Source organism: Nocardioides marmoribigeumensis, assembly GCF_031458325.1.
Taxonomy (GTDB): Bacteria; Actinomycetota; Actinomycetes; order Propionibacteriales; family Nocardioidaceae; genus Marmoricola_A; species Marmoricola_A marmoribigeumensis.
Map to the genome: position 1 here is coordinate 821,509 of NZ_JAVDYG010000001.1, position 24,356 is coordinate 845,864.

At 73.5% G+C, this 24,356-nt stretch carries 23 protein-coding genes; 4 read left to right on the top strand and 19 right to left on the bottom strand.

What is annotated here, in order from left to right:
• Window positions 1-25: 25 nt before the first annotated feature.
• On the top strand, window positions 26-556 hold the full coding sequence (locus J2S63_RS03990; protein ID WP_310298908.1) for a DUF4190 domain-containing protein: 531 nt from the start codon (window positions 26-28) through the stop codon (window positions 554-556).
• 21 nt (window positions 557-577) lie between these two features.
• Here J2S63_RS03990 and J2S63_RS03995 read toward each other — a convergent pair whose 3' ends face one another.
• From J2S63_RS03995 to J2S63_RS04005, 3 genes are read right to left on the bottom strand one after another with little or no spacing between them, the layout of a single operon-like run.
• Entirely contained in the window at window positions 578-1,015 is a 438-nt protein-coding gene (locus J2S63_RS03995) for a DUF2752 domain-containing protein (RefSeq protein WP_310298911.1), read from the bottom strand.
• Between the two features lie 19 nt (window positions 1,016-1,034).
• Window positions 1,035-1,229: an HGxxPAAW family protein gene (locus J2S63_RS04000; RefSeq protein WP_310298914.1), complete on the bottom strand. Its 195-nt coding sequence runs from the start codon at window positions 1,227-1,229 to the stop codon at window positions 1,035-1,037.
• A 57-nt stretch (window positions 1,230-1,286) separates the two neighbouring features.
• Window positions 1,287-2,081 (bottom strand): EAL domain-containing protein, encoded by a 795-nt coding sequence (locus J2S63_RS04005; protein WP_310298917.1) that lies wholly within the window; start codon window positions 2,079-2,081, stop codon window positions 1,287-1,289.
• A gap of 182 nt (window positions 2,082-2,263) precedes the next feature.
• Here J2S63_RS04005 and J2S63_RS04010 point away from each other — a divergent pair, with 182 nt between their 5' ends.
• A complete protein-coding gene (locus tag J2S63_RS04010) occupies window positions 2,264-3,658 on the top strand; it encodes a diguanylate cyclase domain-containing protein (protein ID WP_310298920.1) in 1,395 nt (464 codons plus the stop codon).
• 14 nt (window positions 3,659-3,672) lie between these two features.
• Here the strand turns inward: J2S63_RS04010 and J2S63_RS04015 are convergent, their stop codons facing one another.
• From J2S63_RS04015 to J2S63_RS04030, 4 genes are read right to left on the bottom strand one after another with little or no spacing between them, the layout of a single operon-like run.
• On the bottom strand, window positions 3,673-4,248 hold the full coding sequence (locus tag J2S63_RS04015; protein ID WP_310298922.1) for a Trp biosynthesis-associated membrane protein: 576 nt from the start codon (window positions 4,246-4,248) through the stop codon (window positions 3,673-3,675).
• The gene (gene hisI / locus J2S63_RS04020) at window positions 4,245-4,613 is read right to left on the bottom strand and encodes a phosphoribosyl-AMP cyclohydrolase (protein ID WP_310298926.1); all 369 of its coding nucleotides are present in this window, start codon (window positions 4,611-4,613) and stop codon (window positions 4,245-4,247) included. The genes J2S63_RS04015 and hisI overlap by 4 nt, the downstream gene beginning before the upstream one ends.
• Window positions 4,614-4,636: 23 nt before the next feature.
• Window positions 4,637-6,460 (bottom strand): ABC transporter ATP-binding protein, encoded by a 1,824-nt coding sequence (locus J2S63_RS04025; protein WP_310298928.1) that lies wholly within the window; start codon window positions 6,458-6,460, stop codon window positions 4,637-4,639.
• Window positions 6,457-8,316, bottom strand: coding sequence for an ABC transporter ATP-binding protein (locus tag J2S63_RS04030; protein ID WP_310298930.1), 1,860 nt, complete (start codon window positions 8,314-8,316; stop codon window positions 6,457-6,459). Before J2S63_RS04030 ends, J2S63_RS04025 begins: the two co-directional genes overlap by 4 nt.
• Before the next feature lie 81 nt (window positions 8,317-8,397).
• Here J2S63_RS04030 and J2S63_RS04035 point away from each other — a divergent pair, with 81 nt between their 5' ends.
• Window positions 8,398-9,042: a TIGR03085 family metal-binding protein gene (locus J2S63_RS04035; protein ID WP_310298933.1), complete on the top strand. Its 645-nt coding sequence runs from the start codon at window positions 8,398-8,400 to the stop codon at window positions 9,040-9,042.
• Between the two features lie 283 nt (window positions 9,043-9,325).
• On the opposite strand, the gene hisF is transcribed toward J2S63_RS04035, so the two are convergent.
• The 9 genes from hisF to hisD are packed head-to-tail and all read right to left on the bottom strand — an operon-like array spanning window position 9,326 to window position 17,249.
• Complete coding sequence (hisF, locus tag J2S63_RS04040; protein ID WP_310298936.1) at window positions 9,326-10,099, bottom strand: imidazole glycerol phosphate synthase subunit HisF; 774 nt, start codon at window positions 10,097-10,099, stop codon at window positions 9,326-9,328.
• On the bottom strand, window positions 10,096-10,830 hold the full coding sequence (priA, locus tag J2S63_RS04045; RefSeq protein ID WP_310298938.1) for a bifunctional 1-(5-phosphoribosyl)-5-((5-phosphoribosylamino)methylideneamino)imidazole-4-carboxamide isomerase/phosphoribosylanthranilate isomerase PriA: 735 nt from the start codon (window positions 10,828-10,830) through the stop codon (window positions 10,096-10,098). The genes hisF and priA overlap by 4 nt, the downstream gene beginning before the upstream one ends.
• 9 nt (window positions 10,831-10,839) lie before the next feature.
• Window positions 10,840-12,072 (bottom strand): MFS transporter, encoded by a 1,233-nt coding sequence (locus J2S63_RS04050; protein ID WP_310298940.1) that lies wholly within the window; start codon window positions 12,070-12,072, stop codon window positions 10,840-10,842.
• The gene (locus J2S63_RS04055) at window positions 12,069-13,241 is read right to left on the bottom strand and encodes a type III PLP-dependent enzyme (RefSeq protein ID WP_310298943.1); all 1,173 of its coding nucleotides are present in this window, start codon (window positions 13,239-13,241) and stop codon (window positions 12,069-12,071) included. Before J2S63_RS04055 ends, J2S63_RS04050 begins: the two co-directional genes overlap by 4 nt.
• Before the next feature lie 31 nt (window positions 13,242-13,272).
• Complete coding sequence (locus J2S63_RS04060; RefSeq protein ID WP_310298945.1) at window positions 13,273-13,617, bottom strand: hypothetical protein; 345 nt, start codon at window positions 13,615-13,617, stop codon at window positions 13,273-13,275.
• Window positions 13,614-14,246: an imidazole glycerol phosphate synthase subunit HisH gene (gene hisH / locus J2S63_RS04065; RefSeq protein WP_310298947.1), complete on the bottom strand. Its 633-nt coding sequence runs from the start codon at window positions 14,244-14,246 to the stop codon at window positions 13,614-13,616. Before hisH ends, J2S63_RS04060 begins: the two co-directional genes overlap by 4 nt.
• Window positions 14,243-14,854: an imidazoleglycerol-phosphate dehydratase HisB gene (gene hisB, locus J2S63_RS04070; protein WP_310298949.1), complete on the bottom strand. Its 612-nt coding sequence runs from the start codon at window positions 14,852-14,854 to the stop codon at window positions 14,243-14,245. The genes hisH and hisB overlap by 4 nt, the downstream gene beginning before the upstream one ends.
• Complete coding sequence (locus J2S63_RS04075) at window positions 14,851-15,936, bottom strand: histidinol-phosphate transaminase (protein ID WP_310298952.1); 1,086 nt, start codon at window positions 15,934-15,936, stop codon at window positions 14,851-14,853. Before J2S63_RS04075 ends, hisB begins: the two co-directional genes overlap by 4 nt.
• A complete protein-coding gene (gene hisD, locus J2S63_RS04080; RefSeq protein ID WP_310298955.1) occupies window positions 15,936-17,249 on the bottom strand; it encodes a histidinol dehydrogenase in 1,314 nt (437 codons plus the stop codon). Before hisD ends, J2S63_RS04075 begins: the two co-directional genes overlap by 1 nt.
• 145 nt (window positions 17,250-17,394) lie before the next feature.
• Between hisD and J2S63_RS04085 the strand changes: the two genes are divergently transcribed.
• Window positions 17,395-18,069: an LON peptidase substrate-binding domain-containing protein gene (locus J2S63_RS04085; RefSeq protein WP_310298958.1), complete on the top strand. Its 675-nt coding sequence runs from the start codon at window positions 17,395-17,397 to the stop codon at window positions 18,067-18,069.
• Window positions 18,070-18,091: 22 nt separating this feature from the next.
• On the opposite strand, the gene J2S63_RS04090 is transcribed toward J2S63_RS04085, so the two are convergent.
• Genes J2S63_RS04090 through dnaE form a run of 3 tightly spaced genes read right to left on the bottom strand, consistent with a single transcriptional unit; the run spans window position 18,092 to window position 24,232 of the window.
• Entirely contained in the window at window positions 18,092-19,990 is a 1,899-nt protein-coding gene (locus J2S63_RS04090) for a hypothetical protein (RefSeq protein WP_310298961.1), read from the bottom strand.
• 49 nt (window positions 19,991-20,039) lie between these two features.
• Window positions 20,040-20,651 (bottom strand): hypothetical protein, encoded by a 612-nt coding sequence (locus tag J2S63_RS04095; protein ID WP_310298963.1) that lies wholly within the window; start codon window positions 20,649-20,651, stop codon window positions 20,040-20,042.
• The gene (dnaE, locus tag J2S63_RS04100; RefSeq protein ID WP_310298964.1) at window positions 20,648-24,232 is read right to left on the bottom strand and encodes a DNA polymerase III subunit alpha; all 3,585 of its coding nucleotides are present in this window, start codon (window positions 24,230-24,232) and stop codon (window positions 20,648-20,650) included. The genes J2S63_RS04095 and dnaE overlap by 4 nt, the downstream gene beginning before the upstream one ends.
• Window positions 24,233-24,356 lie beyond the last annotated feature (124 nt).

Below are 24,356 nucleotides of genomic sequence, written 5' to 3' on the forward strand. Positions count from 1 at the left end.
GCGTCACCGCCGCCAGGAGGTCCCGATGACCCAGCCGCCCGACGAGCAGCCCCAGGGCGATCCCTCCGGCCAGGCCGGCCCCTACGGCCCACCGCCCACCGCGCCCAGCCCGCCCCCGCCGCCGCCGCCCCCGCCGCCGGCCGTGGCCCCGGGCTGGGGGCAGCCGCCGCCCCCACAGCCGTACGCCGGGGGCTACCCGCCCGCGGGGCAGCACGGCCAGGCGGGCCATGCGGGCTATGCGGGCTATGCGGGCTATGCGGGCTACCCCGCACCCACCACGAGCCCCAAGGCCACCTGGGCGCTGGTCACCGGGATCATCGCGGTCGTCCTGGGGTGCTGCGGCGTGCTCGGTCTCCTGGGCATCGCCGGCGTCGTGCTCGGCGTGCAGGCCCGACGCGAGATCGCGCAGAGCCAGGGGACGCTGACCGGCGACGGGGCCGCGCTGGCCGGGATCATCCTCGGCGGGATCGGCGCGGCGAGCGGGCTGGTGCTCGGGCTGGTCGGGTTCGCGATGGTCAGCAGCGGCGACGGCTCGTTCACCTTCGGCAGCGGCTGAGGGGGCGGCTCAGGATGCGTCTCAGGGCGTGAGCCAGCCGGCGAACGGCAGGTTGCGCACCACCCAGAACGCGACCACGAGGACCCCCGCGACCACGCTCAGCGCGTGCAGCCGCGCGGGCGGCCAGGGACGGAGCGCGCCGCGCCAGCGCTGGTGCAGCGAGCGCAGCCAGGCCGCCGCGAGGAGCGGGACGGCGGAGACGAACAGCAGGTTGCTGGAGGCGGCGTCGGCCACGCGCAGGTGGGTCAGGTCGTTGACCGCACGCAGGCCGCCGCAGCCCGGGCAGTAGGTGCCGGTCAGGGCCAGCCAGGGGCAGAAGCCGTAGGAGCCCTGCTGGTGAGGGTCGCGCAGGTGGAGCACGACGCTGGCCCCGAGGAGCAGCGCCGCCAGGGCGAGGGGCGGGCCCAGCCGGACCAGCCGCGGTCCCGTGAGGGGGACCGGGGCTGAGGGCGTGGACACGAACGCCGGTGCGGACCCGTCAGCGGGTCTCGGCACCCATCCCCATCCGCGACATCACGCCGCCGACCACGGCGCTGAGGAGCACGAGCACGCAGCCGACGTAGAAGATCGGCATCACGTCGACCACGAGGCCGACGCCGCCGACGAGGAAGCCGACGAGGGCGATGATCACGCCGGTCCAGGCGGCGGGGGTCTGGCCGTGGTGCGCGCTCATGAAGGCTCCCTGTTGGTGACGGCGGTCGGGGGTCGTGCGGGGCTCATCCTAGTGCGGTCAGCCGAGCACGCGGTCCAGGGGCAGGGCCGGCGCCCACAGGAACCCCTGCCCGTAGTCGGCGCCCAGCTCGACGGCTCGGGCGGCCTGGTCCTCGGTCTCCACGCCCTCGACGGTCACGCTCATGCCGAGCGAGGCGGCCGTGCTGGTGACGGCGGCGACGACGGTCGCTCCGGGACGGGAGTCGATCGCCTCGACGAACGCCGAGTCGAGCTTGACCCCGTCGACCTTGAAGGCGATCAGGTGGTGCAGGCCGGACCAGCCGGAACCGAAGTCGTCGAGCCAGACCTCGAAGCCCGCCTCGCGGAGCCGGGAGATGTTGCGGGCGCACACCTGGAGGTCGGTGGGCGGACGGTGCTCGGTGAACTCCAGGGTCACGCGGAGGGGGTCGGCGCCGGTCTCGACGACCAGCCCGTGCATCCGCTCGAAGCAGTCCTCCTCGTCGAGGTTGCGCCCCGAGAGGTTGAGGTTGAGGCGCAGGTCGGGCCGCTCCCCCGCCCATCCCGCGAGGTCGGTCAACCCGAGCCGGGCCATGTGCCGGTCGAGCTCGATGACGAGGTGGCTCTCCTCCGCCGTGGCGATGAAGTCGGCCGGGTAGACCATGCCGCGGTGGGGCGAGTCCCAGCGGGCGAGCGCCTCCAGCGCGGCGACCTCCCCGTCGGAGAAGCGGACCAGGGGTTGGTACCACGGCAGGATCTCGCCCACCCCGACCGCCCGGGCGACCTCCCGGGAGTTGGGCACCGGCGCGGGCCGGTTGCCGCCCAGCTCCGAGCCCGGGTCGAACCTGCGTGTCATCGCTGTCTCCTGCATGGTGCCTCCCGAGCGCCCGGAGGCGTTCCCGGCCGCCGTGACCTGGCGGTCAGTCCACCACACACCGGCACGTCGCACCGGCACGTCGCCGCGGATACGGCGGAGCGGTCGAGGGATCGCCGTGGATTCTCCGGAGAACGGCCCCGTTGCTCCCTACAATCCCCGGCATGGGTGGGATGGGGAGGGGACTGCGCGGCTTCGTCGTGATCGCGCTGGCCTACGGCCTGGTGTCGTACGTCGTGGTGAAGTTCGCCGGGTTCGACGACAGCCCCGGCAACGTCTTCTGGCCCGCGGCCGGCATCACCCTCGGCATGCTGGTCGTCCGGCCGCGCCGGGAGTGGCCCTGGCTGCTGGCCGGGGTGCTCACGGCCGAGACGATCGTGGACTGGACGCTCTACCAGTCCCCCACGGTGATCGCCATCTGGGGAGCGGCCAACGTCGTCGAGCCCCTCGTCGGGGCGCTCCTGCTGACCCGCGGCGGACGACAACCCCAGCTGGACAACGCCCTCTCGGTGCTGCGCTTCCTCGCCTTCGGCGTGGTCGCCGGACCGGTCGTCGGCACGTCGATCGGCGCGGTCGGCACGATGATCGCCTACGACTCCGCGTTCTGGCCGACCTGGCCGCGCTGGTGGGTCGGCGACGCCATCGGCGTGCTGGTCATCGCCCCCGCGCTCTTCACACCGCGCCGCGCCGACCTGGTCCAGGCCCGCCTGGGTGAGCGGATCGGGCTCCTGGCCGGGCTCGCCACGGTGACGTTCGTGGCCGTGTTCCCCTGGCAGAAGGCGTCCTGGGAGCAGGGGCTGCCCTACCTCCTCGCCCCGGCCCTGGTCCTCGTGGCGATCCGGCTCGGCCCCTTCGTGTCGGCCGTCGCCCTCGCCCTGGCGGCCGCGGTGGTCAACGTCGTGACCGCGATCGGGTCGGGCCCGTTCACCGTGACCGGGCTGGGCAGCGGGCTGGTCATCGCCCAGGTCTGCCTCGCAGGCGCCGCGGTCGCGATGCTCACGGTCTCCGCCCTGACCCACGACCTGATGTCCGTGCAGCGGGTCGAGGAGCTGATGCGCGACCAGGCCCTGCACGACGGGCTCACCGGCGTGGGCAACCGCCGCCTGCTGCACGAGCGTCTCTCGATCGCGATCTCGTCCCTCGGGAACCCGGGTGGCCCCGAGGGGTCGGTCGCCGTGCTGATGCTGGACCTCGACGACTTCAAGTCGATCAACGACGCCCACGGCCACCTCGCCGGGGACGCGGCGCTGGTGGAGACCGCCAGCCGCATCACCGGCCGGCTGCGGCCCGAGGACCTGGTGGTCCGCCTGGGCGGTGACGAGTTCCTCGTGATGCTGGAGGGCGTCGCCAACCGGGAGGAGGCCCTCCTGGTGCGCCAGCGGCTGCTGGCCGCCATCGAGGAGCCCATGGTCTGGAACGACCGGCTGGTCCCGCTGTCGGCCACCGCGGGCATGGCGCTGACCGACGACCCCGATGCCACCATCGACAGGCTGCTGGCCGAGGCCGACCGCGACATGTACGCCGCCAAGGTCTCGCGCACGCCCGTCGTCGATCACTGACCCGGGGCGGGGCCTCACTCGGTCGGGTCGCGTCCCTCGTCCATCGCCTTCCACAGGTCGGCGCTGGTCGCCTCCTCGGGGGCCGGTGGCGAGGTGGTCGCCGCCTCACCCGCGGGCGCGTCGTACCGGCTGCTCATCTCGGGCCACCGTCCGGCCTGCCGCAGCGTGACCACCGACACCGCGGCACTGACCAGCGCACCGGCCACCGCCAGCCACGGCCACGCGGTCTCCTTGCTGGACACGCTGTCGGCGCCGCCGCGCACCAGGGACGCGGCGACGTCGGGTGCCTCGTGGGCCCGGAGCACGACCGCCAGCGCGACCCCCAGGGCGGCGAGCAGCCCGATCGTGGCCACCACGCGACGACCGCGCCGACGGAGCACGAGCACCGCGCCCCAGGAGGCCAGCGCGACCAGGGCCAGGGGCAGGGCGACCGGGGCGACCTCGGAGCCACGGGCCTCGACGGAACGCAGCGCCGGCTCGGTGGCGCGCGCGGTCGCCCACACCTGGGCGGAGGAGACCGTGGCCAGGCCGGCCCCGGCCAGGCCGAGGACGACGGTGGGGCCGAGCCGGGGACCCGTGGGCGTGGTCACTGCTCGAGGAGGAGGTCGCGGTCGAAACAGGTGCGGGCGCCGGTGTGGCAGGCCGGGCCCTCCTGGTCGACGGCGACGAGGAGGGTGTCACCGTCGCAGTCGAGCCGCACCGAGCGGACGTGCTGGCGGTGGCCGGAGGTCTCGCCCTTGACCCAGTACTCCCCTCGCGACCGGCTCCAGAAGGTGCCGCGTCCCGTGGTCAGCGTGCGGTGCAGCGCCTCGTCGTCCATCCAGCCGAGCATGAGGACCTCGCCGGTGTCGTGCTGCTGCACCACCGCGGGCACGAGGCCGGCCGGGTCGCGCTTGAGCCTGGCGGCGACGGCGGGGTCGAGGTCGGTCGAGCCGGGTGCGGCGGGGGACGACATGGCGCCCATCCTCTCAGGCCGGCTCAGGCCGGCTGTCCGTGCTGGGCCACCCAGGAGGCGTGCAGCCGGCCGTAGACACCGCCCTCGGCGACCAGCCCGGCGTGCCGACCCTGCTGGACGACCCGGCCCTGGTCGACGACCACGACGAGGTCGGCCCGCTCGGCGGTGCTCATCCGGTGGGCGATGGTGATCGAGGTGCGTCCGCGGGTCAGCCGGTCCAGCGCGGCGGAGATGCGCATCTCCAGCGCCGGGTCGACCGCACTGGTGGCCTCGTCGAGGACCAGCACCTCGGGGTCGGCGAGCTGCGCGCGCACGAGGGCGACCAGCTGGCGCTCGCCCGCCGAGAGCGACTCGCCGCGCTGGCCCACCCGGGTGTCGAGCCCGTCGGGCAGGGTCGCCAGCCAGTCGGAGAGGTCGAGCTCGGCGACGGCGCGCAGCATCTGCTCGTCGTCGGCGTCGACGCGGCCGTAGCGCAGGTTGTCGCGCAGCGTCGCGTCGAACAGGAACCCCTCCTGGGGCACCAGCAGCACGTGGCGGCGCAGGTCCTCGAACGGCACGTCGCGCAGGTCGACGCCGCCGAGGAGCACGGCGCCGGAGACGGGGTCCATCAGCCGCGTGAGCAGCTTGGCGATCGTGGTCTTGCCCGACCCGGTCTCGCCGACGACCGCGACCCGGGTGGTCGGGGCGATCTCGAGGTCGACCTCGTGCAGGACGGTCGGCCCGTTGGGGTAGGCGTAGGTGACGCCGCGGAACACCACCGGCAGGTGACCCTCGGGCAGCGGCGTGCCCTGCTCCCCCGGGTCGGCCACGTCGGCCGGGGTGTCGAGGATGCCGATCACGCGCCGCCAGCCGGAGAAGGCGTTCTGGGCGTCGGTGAGCACCTGGGTGCCCATCTGGATCGGACCGACGAACAGCGTGACGAGGAAGGCGAAGGCCAGGATCGTGCCACTGGTCAGCTGCCCGTCGACGCCGAGCAGGACGCCCACCGCGATCACGCCGGCGTTGGCGAACCCGGCCGAGACACCCCCGAGGGAGAACGAGAACGCGGTCAGGCCCTGGGCCCGGGTGCTCGCCTCGAGGTGGACGGCCACCGCCTCGTCGATGCGCTCCTGCGTGCGCGCCTCGACGGCGTACGCCCGGACGACGCTGGCGCCGACGACCGGCTCGGAGATCGCCGAGAGCAGCACCCCGACCTGGCGGCGGACGGTCGCGTAGGCCGCGGACAGCCGCCGCTGGAAGTAGCGCAGGCTCAGGAACAGCGGCAGGAAGCAGACCCAGACGACGGTGGCCAGCTGCCAGCTGTAGACGTACATGACGACCGTCGCCACCGCGACCTGCCCGACGCTGACCACCGCGATGAGGCCACCGAAGATCAGGAACTGGGAGACCTGGTCGACGTCGTTGGTGACGCGCGAGACCAGCGCTCCGCGGCGCTCGGTGTTCTGCGTGAGCACGGGCAGGTCGTGCACGTGGCGGAACGCCTTGGTGCGCAGGGTGGCCAGGCCCGACTCCGCGGAGCGGAAGAGCCGCGCGGTCATCAGGGTCGAGCAGAGGCCGGTGACGAGCAGGGCGACCGCGGTGGCGGCGACCGCCCGGGCGACGAAGCCGCCGTCGGGCCCGCCGTCGGCGGTGATGCCGTTGTCGACGATCTGCTGCACGGCGATCGGGACGGCCACGCGGCCGACCGTGGCGCCGAGGGCGAGCGCCAGGGTGACCCAGATCCCGCGGGTCAGCTCGGGCGACAGCTCCGCGCCCCGGCGCAGCACGTGCCAGGCCGAGGCGACGTCGCCGCTGCGCAGCACACCGTCGCGGTCGACGGCCTCGGGGGGCGCGTTGCGCATGCTCATCGGACGGCTCCTGCCGGCTCGTCGGCGAGGTCGGCCGCGCCGCCCTCGTCCTCGACCGCGTGCTGGTCGGTCTCGTAGGCGTTGACCAGGTCGGCGTACGCCGGGTTGCGGCGCAGCAGGTCGGCGTGGGTGCCGTGGTCGGCGACGACCCCGTCGCGCAGGAAGACGACCTCGTCGGCCAGGCCGATCGTGGCCTTGCGGTAGGCGACGACCACCACGGTGGCGCCGCCGGCACTCTCCCTCAGCGCCGTCAGGATGCGGGCCTCGACCTCGGGGTCGACCGCCGAGGTCGCGTCGTCCATGACGAGCAGTCGCGGTTGCCGCACGAGCGCCCGTGCCAGCGACAGTCGCTGGCGCTGGCCTCCGGACAGGGTCGTGCCGCGCTCCCCGAGGCGGGCGTCGAGGCCGCCTGGCAGGGCACGGACGAACTCGTGGGCCTGGGCCACGCGCAGCGCGGCCCACACCTCCTCGTCGCTCCACGGACCGCCGAGCGTGACGTTGTCGCGCACGGTGTCGTCGAAGAGGAACGCGGTCTGCGGGACGAGCGCGGCGACCTCCGCGAGGGCCCCGGGAGCGAGGTCACGCAGGTCGACCCCGTCGACCCGGATCGCCCCGTCGTCGGGGTCGACGAGCCGGAACAGCAACGTGGCCAGCGTGCTCTTGCCCGAGGCGGTCGCACCGACGACGGCGAGCGTGCGGCCCGGGGCCACGGTGAAGGTGATGTCGCGCAGCACGTCGGTGCCCGGCACGTGCGCGTAGCGGACGCGGTCGACCTCGAGGGTCGCCCCCGCCGACCCCGTCACGTGCCCGCGCAGCCGCGCCTCGCCGTACGACGTGCCGACGGCCTCGGCGAGCACCGCACGCACGCGGTCGAACCCGACCACGCTGCGCGGGAACTCACCGAGCAGCCAGCCGAAGGACCGGATCGGGAACGCCACGACCGTGAGGAGGTAGGCGATGTTGACCACGTCGCCGGGAGGGGTGGCGCCGGCGGCGACGCGGTGCACGCCGACGAGCAGCACGGCGAGGACCCCGAGGTTGGGCAGGGTCTCCAGCAGCGGGTCGAAGACGGCGCGGATCTGCCCGGCCCGCACCGAGGTGTCGCGCAGCTGGCCGGCCTTGGCGCCGAAGCGGTCGGTCTCCTCGCCCTCGCGACCGAGCGACTTGACCACGAGCGCGCCGTCGAACGACTCGTGCGCGATCTCGCTGAGCTCGGCGCGCAGCGCCTGGGCGCGGGTCATCAGCGGCGACTGGTAGTGCTGGAAGACCAGGTTGCTGAGCACCACCAGCGGGAACACCGAGAGCCCCACGACCGCCAGGACCAGGTCGGTGGCGAGCATCTGCGCGACGGCGATGACGATCATCGCGACGGTGCCCACGGCCATGGGCAGCGGGGCAATCGGGGCCCAGGCCGCCTCGACGTCCGAGGCGGCGTTGGACAGCAGCTCGCCGGTCGGGTGCTTCTGGTGCCAGCGCAGCGGGAGGGCGAGATACTGCCGGGTGACCGCGCGGCGGTCGCTGGCCTGCATGCGGTACTGCATGACGCCGGCGCCCCACCGCCGCGCCACGATGCTGACCCCGCGCACCACCGCGACGGCCACGAACAGGGCGACGCTCGTGATCAACGCGCCGGTGGGGGACACGCCCTTCTCGAACGCCGGCAGCACGACGTGGTCGGTGGACCAGCCGAGCACCCAGGCGTCGGCGACGGTGAGGCCGCCGAACAGCATCGCGCCCAGCGTGGAGACCGCGAACATCGCCTTCTCCTGGCGGATCGCCACCCCGAGGACGCCGAAGCCTCGACGGAGGGTGCCCCGGGGACGGCGGCGCTGGGTCGCTCGCTGGACGTCGGGCACAGCTCTCCTCTGGGACGGTCCGGGTGGTCGTGGGACCAACCGTGTCGGGGGGCGGAATGTTCCCTTCCTACACTCGGGCCCGTGACCTCCCTGGCAACGGCCGAACGCAACCGCCTGTGCGACCTCGCCCTCGTCGCCGGCCCCGACGCCCCCACGCTGTGCGGCGACTGGACGGTGCGCGACCTGCTCGCGCACCTCGTCGTGCGTGAGAGCCACCCGGCCTCGGTCGGCATCCTGGTCAAGCCGGCCGAGCGGCTGCTCGAGTCCGCGCAGGCCCGGGTCGCGCGCGAGGACTTCCGGTCGCTCGTCGAGCGGGTGCGCTCCGGGCCACCCGTGTGGTCGCCGTTCGCCGTGCCGGTCCTCGGCGGTCTGGCCAACATCGCGGAGTACACCGTCCACCACGAGGACGTCCGCCGCGCGCAGGACTCCTGGGTGCCGCGCCACCTGTCGCAGGGCGAGCAGGACGTGCTCTGGCGCCTCGTGCGGACGGTCGGTCGCGGGCTCGGCGCCCGGTCGCCGGTGGGCGTCGTCGCGGAGCGCGCGGACGTCGCCGGTGCGCGCACCCGAGTACGCCGGAGGCCCGGCTCGGCCGGGGACGTGGTGGTCCGCGGGACCCCGCTGGAGGTGCTGCTCGTGCTCTACGGCCGCCAGGACCACAGCGTCGCTGCGTACGACGGCGACCCGGCCGACGTGGCTCGCCTGACCGGGGCGGACCTCGGGATCTGAGCCGGCCCCCGCGCACCCCCGCGCTGTCAATCGGAGTGACGGTCGCTCATCTGGCGTCGTGCCACGTGCCACGCGACCACAACCCCGCACAAGTGAGCCCAGGTCGGGCCCGTGCGGCCCGTGCGGCCCGTGCGGCCCGGGACGAGCAGGCCCGGGCCGCACGGCGCGGCCCGGCGTACTTCTGCGGGTCTGTCGACAGATCGATCGCGGTGTGCCACCAGATGAGCGACCGTCACTCCGATGTGCACGCGGGACGGCGGCGCGTCACCGGCGGGTCAGGGGGTCAGCGGACCGGCATCCCCGCGGCGGCGAGGGACTCCTTCACCTCGGCGATGCGCAGGGTGCCGAAGTGGAACACCGACGCCGCGAGGACCGCGTCGGCCCCCGCCTCGACGGCCGGCGGGAAGTGCTCGGCGGCCCCCGCTCCCCCGCTGGCGATGACGGGGATGCCCACCGCCGCGCGGACCAGGCGGATCAGCTCCAGGTCGAAGCCGTCCTGGGTGCCGTCGGCGTCCATCGCGTTGAGCAGGATCTCCCCCGCCCCCAGCGCGGCCGCCTCACGCGCCCAGGCGACCGCGTCGATCCCGGCGCTGCGGCGGCCGCCGTGGGTGGTCACCTCGAAGCCCGACTCGGTGGGCGCGGCGCCCTCGGGCACGCGCCGGGCGTCGACGGACAGCACGAGCACCTGGTTGCCGAACCGGTTGGCGATCTCGGCGACCATGCCCGGGCGCCGGATCGCCGCGGTGTTGACCGCGACCTTGTCCGCGCCGGCCCGCAGCAGCGTGTCGACGTCCTCCACCGAGGACACGCCGCCCCCGACGGTCAGCGGGATGAACACCTGCTCGGCGGTCCGCGACACGATCTCGAGCGTCGTGGCCCGGCCCTCGTGGCTGGCCGAGATGTCGAGGAAGGTCAGCTCGTCGGCGCCCTCGGCGTCGTACGCCCTCGCGCGCTCGACCGGGTCGCCGGCGTCGCGCAGGCCCTGGAAGTTGACCCCCTTGACCACCCGCCCGCCGTCGACGTCGAGGCAGGGGATGACCCGGACCGCGAGGCTCACGATCCGGGGAGGGTCAGGGCGAGGGCGTCGGCGAGGGTGAACCGGCCCTCGTAGAGCGCGGTGCCGATGATCGCCCCCTCCACGCCGACGTCGAGGAGGGTCTGGAGCGCGCGGAGGTCGTCGAGCTCGGTGATGCCGCCGGAGGCCACGACCGGCTTGTCGGTGGAGGCGCAGACGTCGCGCAGCAGGTCGAGGTTGGGGCCCTGGAGCATGCCGTCCTTGTTGACGTCGGTGACGACGTAGCGGGCGCAGCCCTCGGCGTCGAGCCGCTCGAGCACGTCGTAGAGGTCTCCGCCGTCGCGCGTCCACCCGCGGGCGGCGAGGGTGCGGCCCCGGACGTCGAGACCCACCGCCACCCGGTCGCCGTGGTCGGCGATCGCGCGGGCGCACCACTCCGGCTGCTCGAGGGCCGCGGTGCCGATGTTGACCCGGCGGCAGCCCGTGGCCATCGCGGCCGCCAGCGACTCGTCGTCGCGGATGCCGCCGCTCATCTCGACCTGGACGTCGACGCGGCCGACGATCTCGGCGAGGAGCTCACGGTTGTGCCCGCGACCGAACGCCGCGTCGAGGTCGACCAGGTGGATCCACTCGGCGCCCGCCTCCTGCCAGCGCAGCGCCGCCTCGACCGGGTCACCGAAGGTCTTCTCCGACCCGGCCACGCCCTGCACCAGCTGGACGGCACGACCGCCCTGGACGTCGACAGCAGGCAGCAGCTCGAGGTAGGCGGACATGCCCGCAGACTATCGAGCCGGCGCCACCGCCCCCGACACGTCTCGCAGGCCCGGGACGGCGACGGCGGGCTCGCCGCGCCCGATCGCGACGACCGCCTGCAGGGCCACGCACGCGACGGCCAGGACCCCCATCGCCAGCCCGGGACCGAGCAGCCCCGCGACCGGTGCGGCGACGGCGGACCCCACCGCGATCGCGCCCACGTTGAGCTGGTCGTAGACGCCGAACAGGCGGGCGAGGACGTCGTCCTCCACCGACCGCTGGAGCAGCGTCACGGCGGCCACCTCGGCCACGAGCGTGGTCGCTCCGCACGCCAGGAGCAGCACCAGCGCGACCGGCCCGGGGCCCACGGCCCCCACCAGGAGGACGCACCCCGCGAATCCCGCGAGCGAGACGTGCAGCGTGCGCCGCACCCGGTCCCCGCCCGCCAGCCGGCCGACGACGACCATCGCCGCCACGGCCCCCAGCGTCAGGGCGGCGTTGAGCCGGCCGAGCCAGCGAGCGGGGTCCGGTGCGTCCTGCACCAGCAGGACGACCGCGACGACGAGGTAGCCGTAGAGCAGGTTGTCCACGACCGCGAGCGTCATGGGTCGGCGCACGCCGGGCACGCGGGCGACGAGGCGCACCCCGAGCAGCGCCTCGTCCCACCCGCGTCCCGCCCCGACGGCGGGTCCCGGGGTCCGGGCCCCGGCCGCCACCACGGCGGCACTGGCCAGCAGCGCCGACGCGACCAGGGTCTGGGTGGTGGCGTCGAGACCGAGCAGGACCAGGACGCCGTAGACCCCCGGCCCGGCGATCCAGGTGACGTTCTCCACGCACGTGACCAGGGCGTTGGCCGCCGGCAGCTCCTCGTCGGTGACGCACTGCGGGGTGGCGGCGGCGAGAGCGGGGTACGCCGGCGTCGCGGCCACCGCGACCAGCGCACTGAAGGCGACCAGCAGCCACACCGGCGCGCCGGCGACCAGCCCGACCGCCACCCCCGCGACGAGCACCGCCCGGGCCGCGGCGGAGACCGCGAGCACCCGGCCGCGCGGGAAGCGGTCCGCGACGACGCCCGCGAGACCCGACAGCGCGGCGTACGGCGCGAAGCCGAGCGCGACCGTCACCGAGACCCACGCCGCCGACCCGGTGCGGTGGAGCACCTCGACGCCGAGGCCCAGCGTGACCATGAGCTGGGCGACCGTCGCGAGGCCGTGGGAGGCGGCCAGGCGCGCGAAGTCGGGCCGGCGCAGCGCAGCCCTCACCTGTCGACCTCGCGCAGGGGCGCGAAGCCGTTGAAGCCGACCGAGGAGTACGCCGTGGTGTAGGCGCCCGTGGCGTGCAGGATGACGCGGTCGCCGTCGCGCAGGTCGAGCGGGAGCAGCGGACGGTGCTTGATGTAGAGCAGGTCCGCGGAGTCGCAGGTCGGGCCGGCGAGCACCACACCCCCGACCGGGCCCTCGATCGGCGCCCCGTCGCGGTAGGCGGTCATGCGGTAGCGCAACGCCTCCTCCAGCGTCTCGGCCAGGCCGCCGAAGAGACCGATGTCGAGGTAGACCCATCGCGTGCCGCCGCGCTCGGTGACCAGCACGACCTCGGCCTCGAGCTCGCCGGCGTCGGCGACCAGGAAGCGGCCGGGCTCGGCGATGATCCGCGGCAGGTCCGGGCCGAGGTGGGTCGCGATCGCGTCGACGATCGTGAGGCCGTACGCCGCGATCGGCGGTGTCGGGACCTGCGTGTGGGCCGGGAACCCGCCGCCGAGGTCGACGGTGGAGAGGTCGGACCCTTGGCGCCGCACGGCCGCACGGAGTCGCGCGGTCGTGGCCAGCGGCTCGTCCCAGGCGTGCACGTCGCGCTGCTGGCTGCCCACGTGGAAGCACACCCCCACCCGGTGGCCCCGACGCACCGCCTCCAGCAGGAGCTCCCTGGCCTCGGCCTCGCCGCAGCCGAACTTCGTGCCCAGCGCCCAGTCCGCGCCGCGGCCGCTGGTCGTGATCCGGACCAGCACCTCCGACCCGGGCGCGTGCTCGGTGAGCTTGTCCAGCTCCCGCGCGCAGTCGAGGACGAAGGTGCGCACGCCTCGCGCGAAGGCGTAGGCGATGTCGGCCGACTTCTTGATCGTGTTGCCGTAGGACAGGTGGCTCGGGTCCGGGTCGACCCCGAGCACCAGGTCGATCTCGCCGGGGCTCGCCACGTCCCAGCGGGCACCGGCCCGGGCCAGGGTGCGCAGCACCATCAGGGACGGGTTGGCCTTCACGGCGTAGTGCAGCTGCACGCCGGGCAGCACGGCCCGCAGCGCGCCGTACGACGAGGTGACGGTCGCGAGGTCCACGGTCAGCAGCGGCGTCGTGCTCGCCGGCACCCGTGCCGGCGCGGCCGTCGTACGAGGGGCAGGGAGGCGGTGCGCGATGAGGGTCACGCCGGGGAGGAGCACGCCCCGAGCGTGGTGATACGTGCTCGGGGGGTCACACCCGCTTGAACAGCAGCACCCGCAGCACGGGGTAGGCCAGCACGGCGATCACCACGAACGCCAGGCGGGCCGGCCAGTCGGGGCGGACGACGAAGCCGACGACGAGCAGCACGAGCAGGAGGCCGACGACGACCGCGTGCTGCCGCTGCCGCTTGCGGGCCAGCGAGCCGGTGGGCCGGCCCGTCGTACGCCCGAGGCCGAGCCGGCGACCGGCGTCGCGCACGCGCTTGGCCCGGGCAGCCCGGCGCTCCGCGTGCTCCTGGGAGGCGCTGCGCGCGGCCTGCTTGATCGCGGCCTCGCGCTCGCGCTCCGCGCGGCGGCGGGCGCGCTCCTTGCTCACAGGCTGTCCACCCAGTTGCGCAGGAGCGCGGCCCCGGCGTCGCCCGACTTCTCGGGGTGGAACTGCGTGGCGCACAACGGGCCGTTCTCGACCGCGGCGACGAAGCGGTCGCCGCCGTACTCCGCCCACGTGACCAGTGGCGGCGTGGTGCGGCCGTTGGTGACCAGCTCCCAGCGGCGCACGCCGTAGGAGTGCACGAAGTAGAACCGCTCCCCCGCGACGCCGCTGAACAGGCGGGAGCCCTCGGGGACCTCGACGGTGTTCCAGCCCATGTGGGGCACGACCGGGGCCTGCAGCCGCTCGACGGTGCCGGGCCACTCGTCGAGGCCCTCGGTGTCCACGCCGTGCTCGACCCCGTGGGCGAACATCACCTGCAGGCCCACGCAGATGCCGAGCACGGGACGGCCGCCGGCGAGCCGACGTCCGATCACCTCGTGGCCCTTGACCGCGCGGATGCCCTCGACGCACGCCGCGAACGCACCGACACCGGGGACGACGAGCCCGTCGCACTCCTGGGCACGTGCCCGGTCGGCGGTCAGCTCGACCCGGGCACCGGCGCGCTCGAGCGCGCGCACGGCGGAGCGGACGTTGCCGAACCCGTAGTCGAGGACGACGACGTCAGGGGTCACAGAGTGCCCTTCGTCGAGGGCACACCCTGCTCACGCGGGTCGACGGCGATCGCGTCGCGCAGGGCGCGGGCGACGGCCTTGTACTGCGCCTCGACGACGTGGTGCGGGTCGCGACCGCCCATCACCCGCACGTGCAGGGCGATCTGGGCGTGGAAGGCGAGGGTCTCGAAGACGTGGCGGGTCAGCGAGCCGAGGTAGCCGACCCCGGAGCCGCCGATCGTGACGAACTCCTGGCCGGCCGGCTCACCGGAGTGCACGCAGTAGGGGCGGCCGGAGACGTCGACGACGGCCTGCACCAGCGCCTCGTCGAGGGGGACCATCGCGTCGCCGAAGCGGCGGATGCCCCGCTTGTCGCCGAGCGCTTCGCGCAGCGCGTCGCCGAGCACGATCGCGGTGTCCTCGACGGTGTGGTGGGCGTCGATGTGGACGTCGCCGTCGGTCTGCACGACCAGGTCCACCAGGGAGTGGCGGGAGAAGCTGGAGAGCATGTGGTCGTAGAACCCGACGCCCGTGCTCACCTCGTGGCGGCCGGTGCCGTCGAGGTCGACCTCGACGAGGACCTTGGACTCCTTGGTCGCACGCTCGATGCGGGCGGTGCGATCAGTCATGGCAGAACCTCCAGCAGGGCGGCTCGGAACGCCGCCATCTCGTCGGGGGTGCCGATGGACACGCGCAGCCACCCCTCGGGCCCAGTCTCCCGGATCAGCACGCCGCGTGCGACGAGACCGTCCCAGATCGCGCGACGGTCGGCGAACGTGCCGAACAGCGCGAAGTTGGCGTCGCTGTCGGCCACGGTCAGTCCCTGCTCGCGGAGCCAGTCGACGGTGCGGTCGCGCTCGTGACGGAGCGTGTCCACGTTGCCGAGCAGCTCGTCGGTGTGGCGCAGCGCCGCCAGCGCCACCGCCTGGGTGACCGCGGACAGGTGGTAGGGCAGGCGTACGACGCGCAGCGCGTCGCAGACCTCGGTGCTCGCCGCGAGGTAGCCGAGCCGTGCACCGGCCAGCGCGAACGCCTTGCTCATCGTGCGGGTGACCACGAGGTTGGGGTTGTCCGGCAGCTGCTCCAGCGCGCTCGGCGTGCCCGCACGGCGGAACTCGGCGTAGGCCTCGTCGACCACGAGCACTCCCCCGGCCTCGGCGGTCGCCGCGCAGAGCGCCGCGACGTGCTCGGGGGGCAGGGCGGTGCCGGTCGGGTTGTTGGGGCTCGGGAGCAGGACGACGCTGGGGCGTTCCTGCGCGATGAGGGCCCGCGCCTGGTCGACGTCGATCGCGAAGTCCTCGGCGCGGTGGCCGACGACCCAGCGGGTGTTGGTGTCGCGGGCGTACTCGGGATACATCGAGTACGTCGGCGCGAACGACAGCGCCGTGCGACCCGGACCGCCGAAGGCCTGCAGCAGGTGGAGCATCACCTCGTTGGAGCCGTTGGCGGCCCACACCTGCTCGGGCGCGACGCCCCCGCCGACGTCCCGGCCGAGGTAGGCCGCGAGGCCCGCGCGGAGCTCGACGAACTCCCGGTCGGGGTAGCGGTTGAGCCGCCTGGTGGCCTCCGCGACCGCCTGCGCCACGTCGGCGACGACGGCCTCGGACGGGGCGTAGGGGTTCTCGTTGACGTTGAGCTGGACGGGCAGGTCCAGCTGAGGAGCGCCGTAGGGCTCGATGCCCCGGAGCTCCTCGCGGAGGGGCAGACCCATCAGCTGTCCCCGACGCGCACACGGACGGCCGCGCCGTGGCCGGGCAGGTCCTCGGCGTCGGCCAGCACCATCACGTGGTGGGCGACGTCGCGCAGCGCCTGCTCGTCGTACTCGATGACGTGCACGGCCTTGAGGAACGACCGCACGCTCAGGCCCGAGGAGTGGCAGGCGCAGCCGCCGGTGGGCAGCACGTGGTTGGAGCCCGCGGCGTAGTCGCCGAGCGAGACCGGCGCGAACGGGCCGACGAAGATCGCGCCGCCGTTGCGCACCCGGCGAGCCCAGGTCGCGGCGTCGGCGCACTGGATCGACAGGTGCTCGGCGGCGTAGGCGTCGACGACGGCGAGCCCCTGCTCGAGGTCGTCGACCAGGATGATCGCGCTCTGCTCCCCGCCGAGGGCGGTGCGGATGCGCTCGACGTGCTTGGTGGCGCTGACCTGCTTGTCCAGCTCGGCCTCGACGTCGGCGGCCAGCGACTCGCTCGGCGTGACCAGGACCGAGGCGGCCATCGGGTCGTGCTCGGCCTGGCTGACCAGGTCGGCGGCGACGAAGGCCGGGTCGGCCGCTGCATCGGCCAGCACCGCGATCTCGGTCGGGCCGGCCTCGCTGTCGATGCCGACCAGGCCCTTGACCAGCCGCTTGGCGGTGACGGTGTAGATGTTGCCGGGCCCGGTGACCAGGTCGACCGGGCGGCACGGCCCCGCCCCGTGGGCGAACATCGCGACCGCCTGGGCGCCGCCGACGGCGTACACCTCCTCGACGCCGAGCAGCGCGCACGCGGCGAGGATCGTGGGGTGCGGCAGGCCGCCGAACTCCTTCTGGGGGCTGCTCGTGAGCGCGATCGACTCCACGCCGGCGACCTGGGCGGGCACGACGTTCATCACGACGCTGCTGACCAGCGGGGCGACGCCGCCGGGGACGTAGAGCCCCACGCGCTGCACGGGCACCAGCCGCTGCGTGACCCGGCCGCCGGGAGCCACCTCGACGGTGACGTCCTGCTCGAGCTCGGCCTCGCAGGTCGCCCGCAGCCGACGTACGGACTCCTCGAGCGCCGCGCGGACCGCCGGGTCGAGGTCGGCCAGCGCCTGCTGCAGCGCCTCGGCCGGGACCGTGATGTCGGTCTGCTCCACGCCGTCGAACCGGGCGGTGTACTCCGCGATCGCCTCGACCCCCCGGTGACGCACCGCCTCGACGATCGGACGGACCACCTCGATGGTGCCGTCCACGTCGGCGGCGCCGCGCGGCACCACCCGGCGGTAGTCGGTCGGGGCGCTCCCCGGCACAGCGGCGCCCCGGAGGTCGATGCGGCGGATCATGCCCCCAGTTTAGGGGCGGTCGCGCGGGGTCCAGTTTCACTAGGTACCTAGTGACACCGACACTCCCCGAGCGAAGTTTCGCTCGGGAGGTGACAAAGTCACTAGGTACCTAGTGAAACCGTCCCCCCGGGCTACGGTGAGCGGCATGGAGCGGTTGCTGCCGATCTTCCCGCTGGGCCTGGTGGCCTTCCCCGGGATGACGCTGCCGCTGCACGTGTTCGAGGAGCGCTACCGCACGCTGGTGCGGGACCTGCTGGCGGTCGAGGACCCCGAGGAGCGGGTGTTCGGGGTGGTCGCGATCCGCGAGGGCTACGAGGTGGGCAGCTTCGAGGCCCGGTCGATGTACCGCACCGGCTGCCTGATGCACCTGCGCGTGGCCGAGGCCTACCCCGACGGCCGCTACGACATCTCGTGCGTGGGCCGCGGGCGGGTGCGGGTCCTCGAGACCGACTCCGACCGGCCCTACCTGCGCGCCCACGTGGCGCTGCTGACCACCCCGGAGGAGACCGAGGAGTCGCTGCACGCCGAGACGCAGGCGACGCTGGCGGTCTTCACGGAGTACCGCGCCGCCGTGAGCGAGCTGCGCGGGGACGAGGTGATGAACGGCTCGCTCCCCGCCGACCCCGAGCTGATGTCCTACGCCCTCGCCGCCACGTGCTCGCTGCCCCTGGTGGACCGCCAGCACCTCCTGGAGGCGACGGGTACGTCGGACCGGCTCGGCCTGCTGCGCCGGCAGCTGCGCGGCGAGCTGCGCGCGATGCGGGCACTGCCGTCCCTGCCGGCGACCGAGGTGGCCCGCTCGGGCTGGAGCCCGAACTGACGGTGCGACCCGCTCCCGGGACTCAGTCGGTGCTCAGGCGCAGCGTGGCGTGGAGGACGTCGCCGTCGCGGGTGGAGGTCACCCCGAGGCCGGACAGCGGCGCGAGGTTGGCCGTCTCCTCCTCGCTGCCGCCGATCGCCCGGACCAGCCAGTCGTGGGCGTCGAAGTCGGCGAAGACCGCCCCCACCGCGTCACCGTCGTCGGGCAGCGCCCGCTGGTAGGCGGCGCTGCTGCCGAGGTCGCCGTCCTCCGCCAGCCGGGCGACGTAGTCCTTGTCGAAGCCGATCGCGACGGCGTGCTCGCCACGAGCGACGGTCACCGCGGGACCGTCCTCACGGGTCGCGAAGGCGGCGAGCTCGTCGGCGACGGGCCCGATCTCGTCGGGGTCGCCCGCGATCCGCACGCCGGCCTTGATGCTCTCCACCGGCCCGGCGAAGAACGACTCGGCCAGCCGCGACAGGTCGACGGTAGAGTCGACCGCCAGCGTCAGGGAGTCCCCGGCGAGGGTGGTCAGGTCGTCGGGCAGGCTCAGGCCGCTCTCGCGGGAGGCCTTGGCCATCTCGCGGTCGAAGCCCTGGGGGTCGGCGGAGCGCAGCCGGTCGCGGGTCGCCTCGGCCCACTTCTCACCGGTCGCCAGGCCGAGGGCCAGGCCGGTGCCGCTCGGGAGGTCGGACAGGTCGACCGCCTCGGTGTCGGCGACGTCGCCGCCGAGCCCGTGGGAGGCGATCTCGACCTCGAGCGACTCGTCGGCGAACCGTGCCTGCATCGCCGCCCCCTCGAAGTCGGCGAGCTTGTCGCCGAGCTGGTCGAACCCGCCGAACCCGCTGAGCCCCCCGAGCAGCAGCGCCGGCCCGCCGAGCATGAACGGGCTCATCGGCATCTCGTAGCCGCCGCCGAGGTCGTCCTCGCCCCGCCGCAGGTCGCTCGGGAAGTCCGAGGGCATCGTGGTCGGGAAGTCCGAGGGGAAGTCGCTGGGCAGCTCGGTCGGGAGGTCCGACGGCATCGTGCCCGGCTCGGCCTGCTGGGACTGCTGGTTCTGCGGGGCCGGGGTGGGCTCGTCGGCGCCCGGTTCGGCGGTGTCCTCGGTCAGCGCGCCCGCCCGGCCCGCCATCGTGCTGCTGCCGCCACTGTCGTCGACCGCCCGACCGAGCATGCCGCCACCCAGGTTGCCGAGCTGGTCGGCCAGGTAGTCGCCCAGCGCGGGGGCGGCGTAGGCGGTCACCACGCCGTCGTCGCCGGCCTCGCCGGTGCGCGCGGCGTACGTCGGGTCGTCGGCCAGGGCGGACGACCCGGCCGCGTCCGCGACCGCCTGCGCCGTGGCGTCGGTCTCGGCGACGACCATGAAGTCGCCGGTGAAGGCGGTGCCGACCTGGTCCTCCCCCAGGCAGCGGGCCAGGTCGTCGGCCCCGGCGACGGCCTTGTCGTGGTCGGTCACCTCGAGGGCGAGGAAGACGGTGGGCTCGGCGTCGCCGCGACCCGGGCGCACCCCGGCCCCCAGCGCGCTGCCCAGCCACGGCTCGACCTCGGCGAAGTCGACCGTGTCGCAGTCGGTGCCGGAGGTCAGCCCCTCGAACACCCAGCGGCGCAGGTCGTCCTGCGAGGTCAGGCCGAGGTGCTTCTCCAGCGCGGGGAACTTCTTCAAGGTGCGGTAGGCCGCGAGCTTCTGGCCGCCGGCGGGGTCGAGATCGACCTGCAACCACGCCATGGTGTCGGCCGGGGCTGCGCTCGCGGCCTGGGGCCCGCTGTCCAGGAACTGGGCGACGGCGAGAGCGCCCGCGGCACCGGCGACCACCAGCGCGCCAGCGGTGAGACCGACCAGCGCGCGCCGGCGCCGGGGAGTACGACGGGCCGACGCCTCACGCGGTCCGGGCCGCTCGCCGAGGTACTCGAACCCCGGCTCGGCGGGTCCTTGCTCCGTCATGCCCGTCCCCTCTCCCCTGGCCGGCACGGATCGCGCCGGGACGTGCAGCCTAGTCCGCTGGGGCCACCGCCGCGTCGCTCCGCGTGGCCGGGACGGCCTCGTCGGGACCGTGCTCGCGGGACTCCAGGCGGGTCGCGCCGAGGAGCACGACCAGCGCGCCGATCGCCGCGCCGAGCGGCCAGCTGAGCGGGTCGGCGGCGGAGCTCAGCTCGCAGGGCCGGCCGGGAGCCGAGTCGTCGACCGTGCACAGCCGGACCGGGGCCGTGGTGCCCACCTCGGCGTCACGGAGGACCGAGACCGGGTCGGGCGGGCCGAGGGAGATGCCGAGCGGCGCGGCGATGCGGGTCGCCGAGAGGTAGGTGCCCAGGAGCAGGAGCAGCAGGACCACGACCTCGTGACCGCGCCGCAGCATGAGCAGGCCGCCGAGCAGCACCGAGCCGACGAACCCGAGCACCACGAACCACCCGTCGGCGGCGAAGACGCGGGCGAGCTGGACCTCGGAGGTGCTGATCCCCTCGGCGGTCCGTTCGGACAGGGCGGGATCGACCAGCTGGGGCCAGAGCAGCCCGACCGCCAGCCCGAGCCCCGCGACGAGGACGGCGACCAGGGCCAGGTCGACCAGGAACCCCCGGGCGAGGGTCCGCCCGCCTGCGAGGTTCACACGCCACTCAGGCAGTGCGGTCCGAGCAGCTCCTTGAGCTCCCCGGACAGCGAGGGGCTCGGGGACACGCGCAGGCGGTCGTCGAGCCGCATCACGCGGGTGCTGGTCCTCGTCATGAGGCGCAAGCGTACTTCGGTGACCCCCGGGTGGGTGGCCAGGATGTCGCGCAGGCGGTCGACGGTCTCGGGCGTGCAGCGCGTGGAGGGCAGGTTGATCACCACCGGGCCGCTCGGCCCCTCGGTGAGGTCGGGGCGGGCCAGCTCCTGGCCGTGCAGCTCGGGGGTGTCCTTCTGCCTGGACAGGTTGCCCTTGACCGTGACGACGGTGTCCTCGACCAGCAGCGTGCTGACCAGCTGGTAGGCGGCGGGGAAGAACAGCACCTCGATCGCCCCCTCGAGGTCCTCGACCGTCACCATCGCCCAGGTCGCCCCGGCCTTGGTGATCTTGCGCTGGACCCCGGTGATGAGACCGCAGATCGTCACCGGCGTGCGGTCGCCACGCTCCTCGTCGGCCAGCAGCCGTCCGATGGTGGTCTCGGCCTCCTTGGCCAGGATGTGCTCGAGGCCCTGCAGCGGGTGGTCGGAGACGTAGAGGCCGAGCATGTCGCGCTCGTGGCTGAGCAGGGTCGTCTTGTCCCACTCGGGCAGGTCCGGGACGTGCACCTCGGTGCCCCAGCCGGCCAGCCCGCCCCCGGAGTCGGCCTCGTCGAGCCCCCCGAACAGCGAGTCCTGGCCGATCGCCTCGTTGCGCTTGACCTCGACGTACTGGTCGACCGCGGTCTCGTGGACCGCGACCAGGGCGGAGCGCCGGTGTCCCAGCGAGTCGAACGCCCCGGCCTTGATCAGCGACTCCATCACGCGCTTGTTGCACACCACGGCCTCGACCTTGCCGAGGAAGTCGTTGAAGTCGGTGAAGCGGCCCTTCTCCTGGCGGGCGGTCACGATGCCGGCCACGACGTTGCCGCCGACGTTGCGGATCGCGTTGAGCCCGAAGCGGATGTCGGTGCCGACCGGGGTGAAGGTGGCCTCGGACTCGTTGACGTCGGGCGGCAGCACCTTGATGCCCATGCGGCGGCACTCGTTGAGGTAGATCGCGGACTTGTCCTTGTCGTCCTTGACCGAGGTGAGCAGGGCGGCCATGTACTCGGCCGGGTAGTGCGCCTTGAGGTAGGCCGTCCAGTAGGACACCAGGCCGTAGGCCGCGGTGTGGGCCTTGTTGAAGGCGTAGTCGGAGAAGGGGACCAGGACGTCCCACAGGGTCTTGATCGCCGCGTCGGAGTAGCCGTTGGCCTTCATGCCCTCGGAGAAGGGGACGTACTCGGCGTCGAGCACCTCCTTCTTCTTCTTGCCCATGGCGCGGCGCAGCAGGTCGGCCTGACCCAGCGTGTAGCCGGCGAGCTTCTGGGCCACGGCCATGACCTGCTCCTGGTAGACGATCAGGCCGTGGGTGTTGCCGAGGATGTCGGCGAGCGGCTCCTCGAGCTCGGGGTGGATCGGGGTGACGTCCTGCTTGCCGTTCTTGCGCAGGGCGTAGTTGATGTGGCTGTTCACGCCCATCGGGCCAGGGCGGTAGAGCGCCAGCACCGCGGAGATGTCCTCGAAGTTGTCGGGGCGCATCTGGCGCAGCAGCGAGCGCATCGGGCCGCCGTCGAGCTGGAACACGCCCAGGGTGTCGCCGCGCCCGAGCAGCTCGTAGGAGGCGGGGTCGTCGAGCGTGAGGTCCTCGAGCACCAGCTTCTCGCCGCGGTTGAGCTCGACGTTGCGCACGGCGTCGTCGAGGACGGTGAGGTTGCGCAGGCCCAGGAAGTCCATCTTGATCAGGCCGAGCGACTCGCACGTCGGGTAGTCGAACTGCGTGATGATCGCGCCGTCCTGCTCCCGCTTCATGATCGGGATGACGTCCTGCAGAGGCGCGCTCGACATGATGATGCCCGCGGCGTGCACGCCCCACTGGCGCTTGAGGCCCTCGATGCCGATGGCGGTGTCGACGACGTTCTTGACGTCGGGCTCGGCCTCGTAGAGGGCGCGGAACTCGCCGCCCTCGCCGTACCGGGGGTGCTGGGGGTCGAACAGCTGCTTGAGCGGGACGTCCTTGCCCATCACCGCCGGGGGCATCGCCTTGGTGATGCGGTCACCCATCGAGAACGGGAAGCCGAGGATGCGCGAGGAGTCCTTGACCGCCTGCTTGGCCTTGATCGTGCCGTAGGTGACGATCATCGAGACGCGGTCGGAGCCGTACTTGCGTGAGACGTAGTCGATCACCTCGGCGCGGCGACGGTCGTCGAAGTCGATGTCGAAGTCGGGCATCGAGACGCGGTCGGGGTTGAGGAACCGCTCGAAGATCAGGCCGTGCCGGAGCGGGTCGAGATCGGTGATGCGCAGCGCGTAGGCGCACATCGAGCCCGCGCCGGAGCCTCGGCCCGGGCCCACGCGGATGCCGTTGTCCTTGGCCCAGTTGATGAAGTCGGCGACGACGAGGAAGTAGCCCGGGAAGCCCATCTGCAGGATGACGCCGACCTCGAAGTCGGCCTGCTTCTGGACCTCCTCGGGGATGCCGTCGGGGTAGCGGAAGCGCAGCCCGGTCTGCACCTCCTCGCGGAACCAGGTGTCCTCGGTGTAGCCCTCGGGGACGTCGAACCGCGGCATGTAGTTGGCCTTGGTGTCGAACTCGACCTCGCACCGCTGGGCGATGAGGAGGGTGTTGTCGCAGGCCTCGGGCAGGTCGCGCCAGATCTGCCGCATCTCCTGCGGCGACTTGACGTAGTAGCCGTCGCCCTGGAAGGCGAACCGCTTGCCGCCCTTCTCGTAGGGCGGCTCGCTCATCACGCTGCCCGAGCTCACGCAGAGCAGGTGCTCGTGGGCGGGCGCGTCGCCGGGGTTGACGTAGTGGGAGTCGTTGGTCGCGATCGGCGGGATGCCGAGCTCCTTGGAGAGCGTGAGCAGGTCGTCGCGGACCCGGGTCTCGATGGACAGGCCGTGGTCCATCAGCTCGAGGAAGTAGTTGTCGCGCCCGAAGATGTCCTGGAACTCCCCGGCCGCGCGTCGTGCCTGGTCGTACTGCCCCAGGCGGAGGCGGGTCTGGACCTCGCCGGAGGGGCAGCCGGTGGTCGCGATGAGCCCCTTGGCGTGCTCGTTGAGCAGCTCGCGGTCGGCGCGGGGCTTGTAGAAGTAGCCCTCGAGCGACGAGCGCGAGGACAGCCGGAACAGGTTGTGCATGCCCTGCGTGGTCTCGGCCAGCAGGGTCATGTGGGTGTAGGCGCCGGAGCCGGAGACGTCGTCGCCCGCGCTGTCGCGGCTGCCGTCGCCCCAGCGGACCCGCTTGCGCTCGAAGCGGCTGGTGTCGGGGGTGACGTAGGCCTCGAGCCCGATGATCGGCTTGACGCCGTGCTTCTTGGCCTTGGACCAGAACTCGAAGGCGCCGAAGACGTTGCCGTGGTCGGTCATCGCGATCGCGTCCATGCCGAGCTCGGCGGTGCGCGCGAACATGTCGTCGAGCCGTGCCGCGCCGTCGAGCATGGAGTACTCGGTGTGGACGTGGAGGTGGGCGAAGCCCTCTCCTGGTCCTGACGACCCTGACGACATGGAGCCGACCATCTCCTCTCCCTCGCAACGAGGACAGCACGCAACGACCAGGCCGAGTGGGCTCGCCTGAGGACGTCTTGGGGAAGAGCGCTCAGCCTACGCGACGAAGGCTGCCCGACGGCAC